Raw genomic sequence first — 16,615 nt, forward strand, 5'->3', positions numbered from 1 at the left:
CCACGCTAACCTACCAAACACTTGTTAGGGAAGGATGGCGGCCGATGGATCTCGCGTTCGCAGAGGAAGAGAAGGCCTTCCGAGCCGAGGCCCGGACCTGGCTCGCGGCCCATGTGCCGGGCTCCCCCCTGCCGTCCCTGGAGACCGCGGAGGGATTCGCGGCGCATCGCGCGTGGGAGGCCGAACTGGCCGCGGAGCGCTGGTCGGTCGTCAACTGGCCGGCACGGTACGGCGGGAGGGAGACCGGCCTGATCGGCTGGCTGGCCTTCGAGGAGGAGTACTGGGCGGCGGGCGCCCCGGGCCGGGTCGGCCAGAACGGGATCAGTCTGCTCGCCCCCACCCTCTTCGACCACGGCACCGAGGAGCAGCGAGCGCGCGTACTGCCCCCCATGGCGACCGGCGAGGTGGTCTGGGCGCAGGCGTGGTCGGAGCCTGAGGCGGGCTCGGACCTGGCGTCCCTGCGGTCGAAGGCGGTGCGCACGGACGGCGGCTGGCGGTTGAGCGGGCAGAAGACGTGGTCGTCGCGGGCGGCCTTCGCGGACCGCGCCTTCGGACTGTTCCGCAGCGACCGCAAGGCGCCGAAACCCCATCAGGGGCTGACGTACCTGATGTTCGACCTGCGCGCGCCCGGTGTCACGGTGCGCCCGATCGGCCGGCTCGACGGGAAGCCGGCGTTCGCCGAGCTGTTCCTGGACGAGGTGTTCGTGCCGGACCGCGACGTGATCGGTGAGCCCGGCGAGGGCTGGCGCATCGCGATGTCGGCGGCGGGCAACGAACGGGGTCTGATGCTCCGCTCCCCCGGCCGTTTCCTGGCAGCCGCGGACCGGCTGAGCGGACTGTGGCGGCGGCAGGGAAGCCCGCCGTCCGCCCATGACCGGGTGGCGGACGCCCTGATCGGCGCCCGGGCGTACCAGCTCTTCACGTACGCGGCCGCTTCCCGTTTCCTTCAGGGCGCCTCCCTCGGCCCGGAGTCCAGCCTGAACAAGGTCTTCTGGTCCGAGTACGACATCGCGCTGCACGAGACCGCGCTCGATCTCCTCGGCGACGAGGGCGAGTCGGCGGACTCCGACTGGGCCCAGGGCTATGTCTTCTCCCTCGCCGGCCCGATCTACGCGGGCACGAACGAGATCCAGCGCGACATCGTCGCCGAGCGCCTCCTCGGCCTGCCGAAGGGACGCCGCTGATGCGCTTCGTCCTCGATGCCGGGCAGCGGGCGTTCGCCGACTCGCTGGACGCGATGCTGACGGCCGCCGGCACTCCCTCGGTCGTACGGGACTGGAGTCGCGGCGAGCACGGGAGCGGCCGCGCACTGTGGTCCCGCATCGCCGACGCGGGCGTGTTCGCGCTGACGGTCCCCGAGGAGTGCGGCGGGCTGGGCGCCGGGCCCGTCGAACTCGTCGTCGCCTTCGTCGAGTTGGGGCGGCACGCCGTGCCAGGCCCGCTGGTGGAGACGGTCGCCGCGGCGGCGCTGCTCACCGGACTGGACGACCCCGGCCCGGCCGAACGCCTCCTGCCCACGCTGGCCTCCGGCGAGTCGACGGCGACGCTGGCGCCGGGGCCGTACGCCCTGGACGCGGACATGGCGGACGTACGGCTGACCGGGCCGGTACCGCTGACCGGGCCGTCGGGAACCACCGGCCTGTACCTCGCGCCCCCGGTCCGAGCGGCCGAAGTCCGCCGCTCCCTCGATCCCGCCCGCCGGTTGTTCCCCCTCCCGCCCGGCGGGAAGCTCCTCGCATCGGGTCCGCAGGTCCCCGGAGCCGCCGCCCACGCCCTGGCCCGGGGGCGCCTCGCCACCGCCGCGCAGGCCCTCGGTGTCGGGCTGGCGCTGCTGGATCGGACCGTCCTCCACGTCGGGCAGCGCAGCCAGTTCGGCGTCCCCGTAGGTTCGTTCCAGGCGGTCAAGCACCGGCTGGCCGATGCGAAGATCGCGTTGGAGTTCGCGCGCGCCGTGCTGTTCGGCGCCGCCCTGACGATGACTGCGGCCGACATCGCCGCCGCCAAGGTCACGGCATGCGAGGCGGCGTACACCACCGCCCGCGCGGCCCTGCAGCTGCACGGCGCGATCGGCTACACGGCGGAGTACGACCTGTCCCTGTGGCTGACCAAGGCGCGCGCCCTGCGCACCGCGTGGGGCGGACCCCGGGAGTGCCGGGCCCTGGTCCTCAGTGGTGGTGATCGCCGCTGGTGAGCTCCCGGTACTCCTCCGCCGTCGGTTTCGGGATGTGCGAATCGGACCCGAACATGGCCCTGGCCAGCCGGGCCCGTACCCGTTGGCCCGGCTTGACCTGCCGGCGCACGCCGTTGGCGTCCACGAGCGGGCCGACCTCGTAGGGCGCGTTCTGCTCGTGCTGGGTGAGGGTGAACAGCTGGTCCTGTTCGAGGGGTTCGTGCACCTCGACGAACTCGCCGTGCGGCAGCCGCCGGATGGTGCCGCTCTCCCTGCCGTGCAGCACCTTGTCCCGGTCCCGGCGCTGCAGCCCCATGCAGACCCGCTTGGTGACGAGGAACGCGACCACCGGCATCACGAAGAAGGAGATCCGCACGAACCAGGTGATCGCGTTGATGGAGAGATGCAGATGTGTGGCCACGATGTCGTTGCCGCCGCCGATCAGCAGCACCACGTACAGGCTCAGCCAGGCGACGCCCAGGCCGGTGCGGACGGGGGCGTTGCGCGGCCGGTCCAGGATGTGGTGCTCACGCTTGTCGCCGGTGACCCAGGCCTCGACGAAGGGGTACAGGCCGAGGGCGAGCAGGATCAGCGGGAACAGCGAGAAGGGGATGAAGACGCCCGGTTCGAGGGTGTGGCCCCAGAAGTTGAGCTCCCATCCCGGCATCACCCGGATCAGGCCCTCGGAGAAGCCGAGATACCAGTCGGGCTGGGCGCCGGTGGTCACCAGGTCCGGACGGTAGGGTCCGAAGGCCCACACGGGGTTGATGCTGGCGATGCCGCCCATGACCGCCAGCACACCGAAGACGAGGAAGAAGAAACCGCCCGCCTTCGCCATGTAGACCGGCAGGAAGGGCATGCCGACCACGGACTTCTGGTCGCGTCCGGGCCCCGGGTACTGCGTGTGCTTGTGGTAGAAGACCAGGATCAGATGGGCGACCACCAGGCCCAGCATGATCCCCGGCAGCAGCAGGACATGGATCGGGAAGAGCCGCGAGATGATGTCGTGCCCCGGGAACTCGCCGCCGAACAGGAACATCGACAGATACGTCCCGACGATGGGGATCGACAGGATCGCGCCGTCGGCGAAGCGGATGCCGGTGCCGGACAGCAGGTCGTCGGGGAGCGAGTAGCCGGTCAGGCCGGTGATGATGCCGAGCATCAGCAGGGTCCAGCCGAACAGCCAGTTGATCTCACGCGGCTTGCGGAACGCGCCGGTGAAGAACACCCGCATCATGTGCACGAGCATGCCCGTGACGAAGACCAGCGCGGCCCAGTGGTGGATCTGCCGGATCAGCAGCCCGCCGCGCACGTCGAAGCTGATGTCGAGTGTGGACTCGTAGGCCCGGGTCATCGAGACGCCGTTGAGCGGGACGTACGAGCCGTGGTAGATCACCTCGACGCCGCTCGGTTCGAAGAACAGGGTGAGATAGATGCCGGTGAGGATCAGGATGAGGAAGCTGTAGAGGCAGACCTCCCCCAGCATGAAGGACCAGTGGTCGGGGAAGACCTTGCGCATGTTGGCCCTGGCCAGGCCGAAGAGCCCCAGCCGCCCGTCGGCCCAGTTCGCGAGCTTCTCGCCCTTGCCTTCCGGCTCCCTGCGCGCGGAAGCCGCCGCCTCGTTCCCCGATCGTGCGCCGTCCATGGGTTCGTCGCCTCCCCGTCGGATCATCCTCAGGGTGACATGGTGGGACGGCCAAGCCAACGGTACCGACGGCCACGCGAGTGACTCCCTCGCCTCAGCCCCGCCCGCCGACCCCGATCACCGCCGTACGGCCTCCTGCGTGCAGCACCGCGTCCTCGCCGGTCAGCAGCACGGCGTCGTACCGCGCGAGGCTCCGGCCGGCCACCTCCGCGGTGCCGTCGAGCACGACGACCAGGGTGTCCCCGGCCAGCGGGAGGCGCCCGCTGACGACGGCCACCGTCGGGGCCGTCCGGCCACCGCTTCGGCGCCACATGACGTTGAGGTTCACCACGGGGCCGCGCAGCAGGCGGCAGTCGGTCGGGACGTCGCCCCGGAAGTCCTGCGGTACGTGACGGGCATCGACGAGCCGTCGCTCGCCGCCGACCGTGAGGTCCATGCCCGCGCCCTCCACGACGGTCAGCGTGCGGTCGACGTCGGGGAAGGCGGAGAAGGGCCCGTCCGCGCCGACCTCGGCCAGGCTCACCCGCCAGTCGAAGTCGTCCATGCCCGCGCCGTCGGGCCGGACGGCGATCTCGCGGGTGATGCCGCCGCCGTTCTTCCAGGGCACGGCGGTCCGTTCGGCGGCTGGGAACAGGAGGGTCACCGGACGACCCGCCGAAAGATCACAATCATGGAACCAGGCTCCCACCGTTCACCTGCATTCGCTATTTTGTTCGCCGCCGACCCCACCGGCCCACCCGCCCTCTGACCACCCTTTTCCGCTGGAGCCGTACGTGGAGTCCGAGTCCGCCGTCACCACCTGCTATCGCCATCCCAAAGCGGAGTCCCACGTCCGCTGCACCCGCTGCGACCGGTACATCTGCCCGGACTGCATGCGGGAGGCGGCCGTCGGCCACCAGTGCCCGGAGTGCGTGAAGGAGGGCGCGCGGTCGGTGCGGCAGGCGCGCACGGCGTTCGGTGGCCGGATCACGGGCGCACCCGTGGTGACGTACGCCCTGATCGGGCTCAACGTGCTCGTGTACCTGGCCGAGTTGGTGCGTCCGGCGGTCGTGGACCGGTTCGAGATGCTGGGCCGGGGGCTGGTCGGACCCGACGGGGGTCACTACCAGTGGCTGGCGAACCACCCCTCGGACTACCACACCGAGGGCATCGTGGACGGCGAGTGGTACCGCCTGCTGACCGGCGCGTTCCTGCATCTGCCGGTCGCCGAGGGGACGTTCGGGATCCTGCACATCGTGATGAACATGGTGTCGCTGTGGAACATCGGCCGGGTGGTGGAGTCCCAACTGGGCCGGGTCCGCTACCTCACGCTCTACCTGCTGTCCGCGCTCGGCGGCTCGGTTCTCGTCCTGCTGATCGCGCCCGACACCCCCACGCTCGGCGCGTCCGGCGCGATCTTCGGGCTCGGGGCGGCGTACTACGTCATGGCCCGCCGCCTCGGCGCCGACATGAGCCAGGTCAACCGCTTCATGGCGGGCCTGCTGGTGTGGCTGCTGATCTCCGCGGGCCTCACGTCCTGGCAGGGCCACCTCGGCGGCCTGCTGGCGGGCGCCGTGGTGACGGTGGCGTACGCGTACGCGCCCCGGGACCGGCGCCGCACTCCGGTCCAGGCCGGCGCCTGTCTCGCCCTGCTGGTACTGCTGGTGGTCCTGGCGATGGCGAAGGCCGCCGAACTGGCCATGTGATCGACCCATGAAATATGTGCACGTAGTGTGTGCGCCATGAAGCGTGCCGGTTGTCTCGTGTTCGCGGCTCTCCCCGTCGTCATCACGGCGGGGGTCTACGTCTTCACGCCCGCGCACTCCCCCGACGGCGCGTCGAAGACCTCCGCCTCCCCCTCCCCGTCCCGCTCCGCCGCGCCGCACGCCGCCGCGGACGCCAAGCACGCCAAGCGCCGGGCCGAGCGGGAGAAGTCGGAGGACGACCAGGTGATCGCCGACCCGCCCGCCGGCCTCGCCGCCCCCGCCGAGAGGGAACTGGCACAGGAACTCGTGGCCAGCGCCGAGAACTCGACCCTCGACTGGCGCAGCGCCTACGGCTACGTGGAGGACATCGGCGACGGCCAGGGGTACACGGCCGGCACGGTCGGTTTCTGCACCGGCACCCACGACCTGCTCACCCTGGTCGAGCGCTACACCAAGGCCCACCCCGGCAACGGCCTCGCCCGCTACCTCCCCGCCCTGCACAAGGTCGACGGCACGGACTCCCACGAGGGCCTGGACCCGGGCTTCCCGGCCGCCTGGAAGGCCGAGGCCGAGCTGCCCGCCTTCCGCAAGGCCCAGGACGAGGAACGCGACCGCGTCTACTTCGGCCCGGCGGTCCGCCTCGCCAAACTCGACGGCCTCGGCACACTGGGCCAGTTCATCTACTACGACGCCATGGTCTTCCACGGCCCCGGCACGGGCTCGACCAGCTTCTACGGCCTGCGTGAACGCGCGATGCGGGAGGCGGACACCCCGTCGCGGGGCGGCTCGGAGAAGAACTACCTGGACATCTTCCTGGACATCCGCGTCAACGCCATGAGGACGAAGCGGCCCGACATCGACACCTCCCGCGTCGACACCGCCCAGCGACGGTTCCTGTACGACGGGAACCTCGACCTGAAGACGCCGCTGACGTGGCAGGTGTACGGGGAGACGTACAAGGTGCCGTAGGGGCACCCGGCAACCCGGCCCCCGGCCTCATCCGGACATGCGACGGCGCCTGCCCATCGTCCGGTCGGGGACAGGGCAAGCGCCGTGCGTGGGGGGCCTGGGGGTGTCCCCCAGAAACCCGCCCGTACGCCTTTGTACGGGACGTATATGAGGGACCGTCAGACCATCAGGGAACGGTCCGTCGGGCGGATCGGGGCCGGCAGGTCGCTGGCTCCGGTCAGGAAGCGGTCGGTGCCGCGGGCGGCCGAACGGCCCTCCGCGATCGCCCACACGATGAGGGACTGGCCGCGGCCCGCGTCACCTGCGACGAAGACGCCGGGGACGCTGGTCCGGAAGTCGGCGTCGCGGGCGATGTTGCCGCGCTCGTCGAGGTCCAGGCCGAACTGCTCGACCAGGCCGTTGTCGCGGTCGGTGCCCGTGAAGCCCATCGCCAGCGTGACCAGCTGGGCGGGGATCTTGCGCTCCGTGCCCGGCTTCGGGGTCAGCTTGCCGTCGATGAACTCGACCTCGGAGAGGTGCAGCCACTGGACGTTGCCGTCCTCGTCGCCCTCGAAGTGGGTGGTGGAGACGGAGTAGACCCGCTCGCCGCCCTCCTCGTGCGCGGAGGTGACCTTGTAGAGCATCGGGAACGTCGGCCACGGCTGGCCCGGGTTCCGCTCCTCGCCCGGGCGCGGCATGATCTCCAGCTGCGTCACCGAGGCCGCGCCCTGGCGGTGGGCGGTGCCCACGCAGTCCGCGCCGGTGTCGCCGCCGCCGATGACCACGACGTGCTTGCCCTCGGCCGAGACCGGGGCGGTGACGTAGTCGCCCTCCTGGACCTTGTTGGACAGGGGCAGGTACTCCATCGCCTGGTAGACGCCCTTGAGCTCGCGGCCGGGGACCGGGAGATCACGGGCGGTCGTCGCACCGGCGGCGATGACGACGGCGTCGTACCGCTTCTTCAGATCGGTCGCCTTGAGGTCGCGGCCGATCTCGATGCCCGTACGGAAGCGGGTGCCCTCCGCGCGCATCTGCTCGATACGGCGGTTGATGTGCCGCTTCTCCATCTTGAACTCGGGGATGCCGTACCGGAGAAGGCCTCCGATGCGGTCCGCGCGCTCGTAGACGGCGACGGTGTGGCCGGCCCGGGTCAGCTGCTGGGCGGCGGCCAGGCCCGCCGGGCCCGAGCCGATGACCGCGACCGTCTTGCCGGAGAGGCGCTCGGGGATCTGCGGGGCGACGTCACCGGTCTCCCACGCCTTGTCGATGATCGAGACCTCGACGTTCTTGATGGTGACGGCCGGCTGGTTGATGCCGAGCACACACGCCGACTCGCACGGAGCGGGGCACAGGCGGCCCGTGAACTCCGGGAAGTTGTTCGTCGCGTGCAGGCGCTCGGAGGCGGCGCCCCAGTCCTCGCGGTAGGCGTAGTCGTTCCACTCGGGGATGAGGTTTCCGAGCGGACAGCCGTTGTGGCAGAACGGGATGCCGCAGTCCATGCACCGGCTGGCCTGCTTGCTGATGATCGGCAGCAGCGAGCCGGGGACGTAGACCTCGTTCCAGTCCTTCAGGCGCTCGTCGACGGGGCGGGACCTGGCGACCTCACGGCCGTGGTTCAGAAAGCCCTTCGGGTCAGCCATTGATCGCCGCCTCCATCATCTTCTCGGTGATCTCGGTCTCGGACAGACCGTCTCGCTCGGCGGCGTCCTTGGCGGCGAGCACTGCCTTGTACGTGCTGGGGATGATCTTGCTGAAGCGGTCGGCCCCTCCTCCAGGGGTGTCCCACTCGGCGAGCAGCTTCTCGGCGACCGTGGAGGCCGTCTCCTCCTGGTGGCGGCGGACCACGTCGTGCAGCCACTGCTTGTCGGTGTCGTCGAGGGCCTCGACCGCGCCGGCGTTGCCGACGTTGACGTTGTCGACGTCCAGGTCGATGACGTACGCGATACCGCCCGACATGCCGGCCGCGAAGTTGCGGCCCGTCTCACCGAGGACCACCGCGTGACCGCCGGTCATGTACTCGCAGCCGTGGTCGCCCACGCCCTCCGAGACGACCGTCGCGCCGGAGTTGCGGACACAGAACCGCTCGCCCGTACGACCGCGCAGGAACAGCTCGCCGCCCGTCGCGCCGTAGGCGATGGTGTTGCCCGCGATCGTCGAGTACTCGGCGAGGTGGTCGGCGCCCCGGTCCGGGCGGACGACGACGCGGCCGCCGGAGAGGCCCTTGCCGACGTAGTCGTTGGCGTCGCCCTCCAGGCGCAGCGTGACACCGCGCGGAAGGAAGGCACCGAAGGACTGGCCCGCCGAACCCGTGAAGGTGATGTCGATGGTGTCGTCGGGCAGGCCCGCACCACCGAACTTCTTCGTCACCTCGTGGCCGAGCATGGTGCCGACCGTGCGGTTGATGTTGCGGATCGCGACCTGGGCGCGCACCGGCTGGGCGTCGATCGCGCTGGACGCGGCCAGGGCGTCGGCGGAGAGCTTGATCAGCTCGTTGTCGAGCGCCTTCTCCAGGCCGTGGTCCTGCTCGATGACCCGGTGGCGCACCGCGCCCTCGGCCAGCGCCGGCACGTGGAACAGCGGTTCCAGGTTGAGGCCCTGCGCCTTCCAGTGGTCGACGGCACGCGTGACGTCGAGCGTCTCGGCGTGGCCGACGGCCTCCTCGATGGTGCGGAAGCCCAGCTCGGCGAGGATCTCGCGGACCTCTTCGGCGATGTACTGGAAGAAGTTGACGATGTACTCGGCCTTGCCGGCGAACCGGTCCCTGAGGGTCGGGTTCTGGGTGGCGATGCCGACCGGGCAGGTGTCCAGGTGGCAGACGCGCATCATGACGCAGCCGGAGACGACGAGCGGCGCGGTCGCGAAACCGAACTCCTCGGCGCCCAGCAGCGCGGCGATGACGACGTCACGGCCGGTCTTCAGCTGACCGTCGGTCTGTACGACGATGCGGTCGCGCAGGCCGTTGAGCAGCAGCGTCTGCTGGGTCTCGGCGAGGCCGAGCTCCCAGGGACCGCCCGCGTGCTTCAGCGAGGTCAGCGGGGAGGCACCCGTGCCACCGTCGTGACCCGAGATGAGGACGACGTCCGCGTGCGCCTTGGACACACCCGCCGCGACCGTGCCGACACCGACCTCGGAGACCAGCTTGACGTGAATCCGCGCCTGCGGGTTCGCGTTCTTGAGGTCGTGGATCAGCTGCGCCAGGTCCTCGATGGAGTAGATGTCGTGGTGCGGCGGCGGGGAGATCAGACCCACGCCAGGGGTGCTGTGCCGGGTCTTGGCGACCCAGGGGTACACCTTGTGGCCGGGCAGCTGGCCGCCCTCGCCGGGCTTGGCACCCTGCGCCATCTTGATCTGGATGTCGTCCGCGTTGACCAGGTACTCGGAGGTCACGCCGAAGCGGCCGGAGGCGACCTGCTTGATGGCGGACCGGCGAGCCGGGTCGTAGAGACGGTCCGGGTCCTCGCCGCCCTCACCGGTGTTGGACTTGGCGCCCAGCTGGTTCATGGCGATGGCGAGGGTCTCGTGCGCCTCGCGCGAGATGGAGCCGTACGACATGGCACCGGTCGAGAACCGCTTGACGATCTCGGAGACCGGCTCGACCTCGTCGATGGAGATCGGCTGCCTGTCGGACTTGAAGCCGAAGAGCCCGCGGAGCGTCATGAGCCGCTCGGACTGCTCGTTCACACGGTTCGTGTACTGCTTGAAGACGTCGTAGCGCCCGGTGCGCGTGGAGTGCTGCAGGCGGAAGACCGTCTCCGGGTCGAACAGGTGCGGCTCGCCCTCGCGGCGCCACTGGTACTCGCCGCCTATGTCGAGGGCGCGGTGCGCGGGCGCGATGCCCGAGGCCGGGTACGCCTTCGCGTGGCGGGCGGCGACCTCCTTGGCGATGACGTCGATGCCGACGCCGCCGATCTTGGTGGCCGTGCCGTTGAAGTACTTCCCGACGAAGGTGTCGTCGAGACCGACGGCCTCGAAGACCTGGGCGCCTCGGTAGGAGGCGACCGTCGAGATGCCCATCTTGGACATGACCTTCAGGACGCCCTTGCCGAGGGCGTAGATCAGGTTGCGGATGGCCTGCTCGGCCTCTATGTCCGAGAGGAAGGTGCCCGCGCGGACCAGGTCCTCGACGGACTCCATCGCCAGGTACGGGTTCACGGCCGCGGCGCCGAAGCCGATGAGCAGTGCGACGTGGTGGACCTCGCGGACGTCGCCGGCCTCGACCAGCAGGCCCACGTGGGTGCGCTGCTTGGTGCGGATGAGGTGGTGGTGGACGGCCGCGGTGAGCAGCAGCGACGGGATCGGCGCGTGCTCGGCGTCGGAGTGGCGGTCCGACAGGACGATCAGCCGGGCGCCGTTGCCGATGGCGGCGTCGGCCTCGGCGCAGATCTCGTCGATGCGCGCGGCGAGGGAGTCGCCGCCGCCGGAGACCCGGTACAGGCCGGAGAGCGTCGCGGCCTTGAAGCCGGGCATGTCGCCGTCGGCGTTGATGTGGATGAGCTTGGCCAGCTCGTCGTTGTCGATGACCGGGAAGGGCAGGGTCACCGAGCGACACGAGGCGGCGCTCGGCTCCAGCAGGTTGCTCGCGGGGCCCAGCGACGAGCGCAGCGAGGTGACGAGTTCCTCGCGGATGGCGTCCAGCGGCGGGTTGGTGACCTGCGCGAACAGCTGGGTGAAGTAGTCGAAGAGCAGTCGCGGGCGCTCGCTCAGCGCGGCGATCGGCGAGTCCGTGCCCATCGAACCGATCGGCTCGGCACCGGCCTTGGCCATCGGCGCCAGGATGACGCGCAGCTCCTCCTCGGTGTAACCGAAGGTCTGCTGACGGCGGGTGACCGAGGCGTGCGTGTGCACGATGTGCTCGCGCTCGGGCAGGTCCGAGAGCTCGATCTCCCCGGCCTCCAGCCACTCGGCGTACGGCTGCTCGGCGGCGAGGCCGGCCTTGATCTCGTCGTCCTCGATGATGCGGTGCTCGACGGTGTCGACGAGGAACATCCGGCCGGGCTGCAGCCGGCCCTTGCGCACGACCTTGGACGGGTCGATGTCGAGGACGCCGACCTCGGAGCCGAGGACGACGAGGCCGTCGTCGGTGACCCAGTAGCGGCCGGGGCGAAGGCCGTTGCGGTCGAGGACCGCGCCGACCTGCTTGCCGTCGGTGAAGGTGACGCAGGCCGGGCCGTCCCAGGGCTCCATCATCGTGGAGTGGAAGTTGTAGAAGGCACGGCGGGCCGGGTCCATGGAGTCGTGGTTCTCCCACGCCTCCGGGATCATCATCAGCACGGAGTGCGGCAGTGAACGGCCGCCCAGGTGCAGGAGTTCGAGCACCTCGTCGAAGGACGCGGAGTCGGAGGCGTCCGGCGTACAGATCGGGAAGACCCGCTCCAGGCCCTTGTCCCCGAACAGGTCCGAGACCAGCTGCGACTCGCGGGCGACCATCCAGTTGCGGTTGCCCTTGACGGTGTTGATCTCGCCGTTGTGCGCGACGAAGCGGTACGGGTGCGCGAGCGGCCACGACGGGAAGGTGTTCGTGGAGAAGCGCGAGTGGACCAGGGCGACGGCCGAGCCGAAGCGGCGGTCGGACAGGTCCGGGAAGAAGGGCTCCAGCTGACCGGTGGTCAGCATGCCCTTGTAGACAATGGTGCGGGCCGAGAGGGACGGGAAGTAGACACCGGCCTCACGCTCGGCGCGCTTGCGCAGCACGAAGGCCTTGCGGTCGAGGTCGATGTCCTTGCTCAGGCCGTCCGTGACGAAGATCTGCCGGAAGGCGGGCATCGTCGAACGGGCCGTGGCACCGAGCAGTTCCGGGGCGACCGGAACCTCGCGCCAGCCGAGAACCGTGAGGCCCTCCTCGCCGGCGATCGTCTCGATCTGCGAGACGGCGTCCTGGGTGCCGTCCTCGGGCAGGAAGGCGATACCGACGGCGTATCCACCCGCCTCCGGCAGTTCGAATCCGGCCACCTCACGGAAGAAGGCGTCGGGAACCTGGGAGAGGATGCCGGCGCCGTCGCCGGAGTCGGGCTCGGAGCCGGTGGCGCCGCGGTGCTCGAGGTTCCGCAGCACCGTCAAGGCCTGCTCGACCAAGGTGTGGGACGCCTCGCCGGTGAGGGTGGCCACGAAGCCGACGCCGCACGCGTCGTGTTCGTTGCGGGGGTCGTACATACCCTGCGCAGCAGGGCGAGCATCCATGAAGGACCAGTTCTGGCCATTCGCGGAATGCTGGGACGGCTGGCGCGGCGTACGCATCGGCTCTCCCGTCGTCGTCTCATATGGCATATGCAGATTGCCGAGGGACGACGTTGGCCCTCTGCTTGAGTGCAAAATTTCGTGCAGGTTACATGATGGAGCGGATCTCGGGAACCGGGATATCTCGTTCCAACATGCGGACACCGAGGGATCGCGGTGGGATACCGCGACCGACGGTGGAAGCTATGGGGACCGATGCGAACAGATCGATGTCCGACGGCCCGTGCGCGGGGGGAGCGTCTTCGCCACCCCGCAGGTGCGCGGCAAGCCTCATTGCCCACAGCGCTTACGGCTCATGCCCAGTGGTTAAGCATTCGAAACCAGTGAGTAACGGCTACTTATGCGGCCCAACGCATAACTTGTAGCCGCCCTATCCTACGGCCGTCCCGAACAGGATGCCCAGGGCGTACGTCACACCGGCCGCCGCTCCACCGAGAGCGAGCTGCCTGAGCCCGCTGAACCACCAGGTCCGCGCCGTCACCCTGGCCACCACCGCACCGCAGGCGAACAGCCCGAAGAAGGCGAGCAGCAGAGCCGGCCACAGCACGGTGGCACCGAGCAGATACGGCAGCACGGGCAGCAGTGCGCCCAGCGCGAAGGATCCGAAGGAGGACACGGCGGCGACCAGCGGCGACGGCAGATCGCCGGGGTCGATGCCGAGTTCCTCGCGGGCGTGTATCTCCAGGGCCTGCTCGGGGTCCGTCGACAGCTGGCGGGCGACCTCGCGGGCCAGCTCGGGCTCGACCCCGCGGGCCTCGTACAGCGCCGCGAGCTCGGCTTCCTCGTCCTGGGGGTGCTTCCTCAGCTCCGCGCGCTCCACGTCCAGCTCGGCCTCGACGAGCTCACGCTGCGAGGCCACGGACGTGTACTCGCCGGCCGCCATGGAGAAGGCGCCGGCGGCGAGGCCCGCGAGCCCGGTCAGCACGATGGTCTGCTGACCCACGGCCCCGCCCGCGACACCCGTCATCAGGGCGAGGTTGGAGACCAGGCCGTCCATCGCGCCGAAGACGGCGGGGCGCAGCCAGCCGCCGTTCACATCCCGGTGCGTGTGGTTGTCCCGGTGCGCCACGTGCAGCGCGGCCTCGGTCTCGATGATCGCCATTGCGGGGGTCCCCCAGGAAGCTAAGCCAAAGCTAACTTTGGACAAGTTCTACTCCTCGACAACGGCAAAGCTACGCCACGAATTCCACCACCGCCAGCAAGGAAAGGCTCGGCTAACCTGCGGTTTTACCCCGTGGCGCTCATCCGTGTATGGGGCCGCACACATGTCGACCGGGTGATGCTGAGTGCTGTCCGGCTCTGCGAAACCCCTCCGGTGGGACACATCCGCAAAGGGTTCCGCGCCCTGAGAGGCCCGCCAACGAGCCGCCCGGAACCCTCGGAGGAGAAGCCGCGTATGGCATCGATCGCCTGCATTCCTTCTGTCCCGTCACCCGGGAACGCCGCCGACCTCCGCGAGCGGGCACGCGGCGCACTGCTCGGCCTGGCCGTCGGGGACGCCCTCGGCGCCCCCGCGGAGAACATGAAGCCGTCCGAGATCCGCGCCCGCTGGGGCCGCATCACGGGCTACGTGACCGACCAGCCTGCGGGCACGGACGACACGGAGTACGCGATCTTCTCCGGCCTGCTCCTGGCCCGCCACGGCTCGGCCCTCACCCCGGCCCATGTGGAGGCGGCCTGGCACGAGTGGATCGCGGACCGCGCGGAGGGCCCGTTCCGGGGGGCCGGCTTCAGCGAACGCGGCACCCTGGAGAACCTCCGCCGCGGCCTCGCCGTCCCCATCTCCGCCCAGCACCGCCACGCCTGGAGCGACGGCCTGGCCATGCGCGCGGCCCCCTTCGGCGTCTTCGCCGCGGGCCGCCCCGCCGAGGCGGCCCGGCTCGCGGCCGTCGACGGATCGGTGAGCCACGACGGCGAGGGCATCTACGGCGGCCAGGCGGTCGCGGCGGGGGTGGCGGCGGCGATGGCGGGGGCGCCGCCGATCGCGGTCGTGGCCTCCGCGCTGGCCGTGATCCCGGACGACTCGTGGACGGCCCGCTCGCTGCGCCGGGCCGTGACCGTGGCCCACCGCGGCGAAAGAGCGGTCCGCTCGGCGGTCGTCATCGGCGGCTACCCGTGGACCGACCTCGCTCCGGAGGCGGTCGCGCTGGCCTTCGGGGCGTACGCGGCGGCCGACGGCGACTTCAGGCAGGCCGTGCTCACCGCGGTGAACATGGGCCGGGACGCCGACACGACGGCCGCGGTGGCGGGCGCTCTGGCGGGCGCGACCCAAGGAGTCTCCGCGATCCCGGCGGAGTGGGCGGCGGCGATCGGACCGGCGCGGGGCAGCTGCCTGCCGGCGATGGCGGGCCACCACGTGCTCGATGTCGCGGACCTGCTGGTGACGGGCGAGGGCGAGAAGCGCGACGCGGAGACGGTCGTACGGGAACTACCGGACCCGACCGCCCTCACCCTCGCCGCGAGCGGCGAGGCGGAGGCACGCCCGTGAGACCGCCGGGCCCGTTGAACGAGGGGACGTCGACCGGCACGGCCATGGCGAAGCCGAACGACCCCATGGCCGCCGAGGTCGAGCCCCCACCACAGGCGCCACCCGCACCCGACGACGAACGTCGCACAGGCAGCGCCGGCAGGAACACCTCGATCCACCGCACAGCCGCCGGCACCAAGCACCCCCCACAAGGGAAAGCCGCAACCGCCGACGTCGAGAACCCCCCTCAGGCGCCACCCGCACCCGACGACGAAAGTCGCACGGGTGGTGCGGGCGGGAACGAAAAGGGCCAAGGCGCAGCCGAGGCCGTTCACGCCACGCCGCCGCCGCAGGGCCGCCGCATCGAGGGCCTCCTGCTCGGCCTGGCCGCGGGCGACGCCGCCGGCTGGCCCGCCGCCCGCCACCGAGCCGCCCGTATGCCGGAGTGGACCCGCCGCCTCACCCGCGAACTCGACACCTTCGCCGAACAGAACGCCACCACCACCCTCCCCGTCCCCATCGCCCTGAACCAGTCCCCCGAGCCACTGAGGCTCGGCCCCTCGGACGACGCCGAGTGGGCGGCCTTCGCCGCGGAGGCCCTCCTGCGGGCCGGGGACGACACCGTCCTCGGCGACCTGAGCCGACAACGCCGCGCCCGCGCCGCCATCGACCTCACCTGGAACGCCGTGGCCAGCGAGGTCGCCGCGGCGGCGAACCGCGCCCCTGAGGTCGAGTCCGCCGTCCTCCCCCTGCGCGCCCGTATCTCCGTCCGCGCCGGCCTCGGCAACCTCGCCACCGGCCTGCGCCCGCCCGCCACCGGCCACGACAACCCCCACTACTTCGACGACGCGGCCTGCGTACGGGCCTGTGTGCTCGCCGTGGCCCACCCCGGCGCCCCCCGACTCGCCGCCGACCTCGCCGAGTTCGACGCCCGCTACACCCAGGACGGCGACGGAGTGCGCGGTGCCCGGGCGATGGCGGCGGCACTGGCACTGGCACTGGCGGGCGCGGACGTCGGGACCTGCGTGGCCGCAGCCCTCACCGAACTCCCCGAGGCCACGGAGATCGGCCGCAACGCCCGCCACGCCCTCAAGCTGGCCGCCGACGCCGAGACGGCCTTCACCCTGATCCCTCTCCTGGAACACCAGATCGTCGACCACGTCTACAGCTACGGCATCGCCGCCGCCGAAACCGTCCCGGTCGCCCTCGCCCTGGCCACCGCCTCGGGCGGAAGGATCGCGGAAGCGGTGCCGGCCGCGGCCTGTCTGTCCCGCGTCGCCGACTCGGCCCCGGCCCTCGCGGGCGCCCTGACCGGCGCGCTGGGCGGCGGCGACTCGATCCCGCCGTCCTGGCGGGAGGCCTGCCGCACCCTCTCCGGCTGCGCGCTCCCCCGCCTCACCGGCACCGACCTGGTGGAACTCGCCGAACTCCTGGAAGCCACGCAACCGACCCCACCAGGAGGATGA

At 70.9% G+C, this 16,615-nt stretch carries 11 protein-coding genes; 6 read left to right on the plus strand and 5 right to left on the minus strand.

Going from position 1 to position 16,615, the window contains the following annotated elements; translation table 11 throughout:
- Positions 1-44 precede the first annotated feature (44 nt).
- Positions 45-1,184 (plus strand): acyl-CoA dehydrogenase family protein, encoded by a 1,140-nt coding sequence (locus tag ACYUED_RS11295; protein ID WP_491292143.1) that lies wholly within the window; start codon positions 45-47, stop codon positions 1,182-1,184.
- On the plus strand, positions 1,184-2,191 hold the full coding sequence (locus ACYUED_RS11300; protein ID WP_491292144.1) for an acyl-CoA dehydrogenase family protein: 1,008 nt from the start codon (positions 1,184-1,186) through the stop codon (positions 2,189-2,191). Before ACYUED_RS11295 ends, ACYUED_RS11300 begins: the two co-directional genes overlap by 1 nt.
- Here ACYUED_RS11300 and qcrB read toward each other — a convergent pair.
- Together qcrB and ACYUED_RS11310 are read right to left on the minus strand one after the other, a co-directional pair.
- Entirely contained in the window at positions 2,166-3,815 is a 1,650-nt protein-coding gene (gene qcrB, locus ACYUED_RS11305) for a cytochrome bc1 complex cytochrome b subunit (protein ID WP_491292145.1), read from the minus strand. The two genes, ACYUED_RS11300 and qcrB, sit on opposite strands and share 26 nt — an antisense overlap.
- A 94-nt stretch (positions 3,816-3,909) precedes the next feature.
- Complete coding sequence (locus tag ACYUED_RS11310) at positions 3,910-4,458, minus strand: HutD/Ves family protein (RefSeq protein WP_491292146.1); 549 nt, start codon at positions 4,456-4,458, stop codon at positions 3,910-3,912.
- 130 nt (positions 4,459-4,588) lie between these two features.
- On the opposite strand from ACYUED_RS11310, the gene ACYUED_RS11315 reads away from it, so the two are divergent.
- Positions 4,589-5,500 (plus strand): rhomboid family intramembrane serine protease, encoded by a 912-nt coding sequence (locus tag ACYUED_RS11315; protein ID WP_491292147.1) that lies wholly within the window; start codon positions 4,589-4,591, stop codon positions 5,498-5,500.
- Positions 5,501-5,536: 36 nt separating this feature from the next.
- Positions 5,537-6,469, plus strand: coding sequence for a chitosanase (locus tag ACYUED_RS11320; protein WP_491292148.1), 933 nt, complete (start codon positions 5,537-5,539; stop codon positions 6,467-6,469).
- 158 nt (positions 6,470-6,627) lie between these two features.
- Here ACYUED_RS11320 and ACYUED_RS11325 read toward each other — a convergent pair whose 3' ends face one another.
- The 3 genes from ACYUED_RS11325 to ACYUED_RS11335 all read right to left on the minus strand — a co-directional run bounded on the left by ACYUED_RS11325 (position 6,628) and on the right by ACYUED_RS11335 (position 13,784).
- Positions 6,628-8,088, minus strand: a complete 1,461-nt coding sequence (locus ACYUED_RS11325; protein ID WP_491292149.1) for a glutamate synthase subunit beta — start codon at positions 8,086-8,088, stop codon at positions 6,628-6,630.
- Positions 8,081-12,682 (minus strand): glutamate synthase large subunit, encoded by a 4,602-nt coding sequence (gltB, locus tag ACYUED_RS11330; RefSeq protein WP_491292150.1) that lies wholly within the window; start codon positions 12,680-12,682, stop codon positions 8,081-8,083. Before gltB ends, ACYUED_RS11325 begins: the two co-directional genes overlap by 8 nt.
- Before the next feature lie 370 nt (positions 12,683-13,052).
- Positions 13,053-13,784 carry a VIT1/CCC1 transporter family protein gene (locus ACYUED_RS11335; protein WP_491292151.1) on the minus strand — a complete coding sequence of 244 codons (732 nt, stop codon included), beginning with the start codon at positions 13,782-13,784 and terminating at the stop codon, positions 13,053-13,055.
- Positions 13,785-14,078: 294 nt separating this feature from the next.
- On the opposite strand from ACYUED_RS11335, the gene ACYUED_RS11340 reads away from it, so the two are divergent.
- Together ACYUED_RS11340 and ACYUED_RS11345 are read left to right on the plus strand one after the other, a co-directional pair.
- Positions 14,079-15,170 (plus strand): ADP-ribosylglycohydrolase family protein, encoded by a 1,092-nt coding sequence (locus ACYUED_RS11340; RefSeq protein ID WP_491292152.1) that lies wholly within the window; start codon positions 14,079-14,081, stop codon positions 15,168-15,170.
- Positions 15,167-16,615: an ADP-ribosylglycohydrolase family protein gene (locus tag ACYUED_RS11345; protein ID WP_491292153.1), complete on the plus strand. Its 1,449-nt coding sequence runs from the start codon at positions 15,167-15,169 to the stop codon at positions 16,613-16,615. Before ACYUED_RS11340 ends, ACYUED_RS11345 begins: the two co-directional genes overlap by 4 nt.

The organism is Streptomyces sp. DF42, from assembly GCF_058267695.1.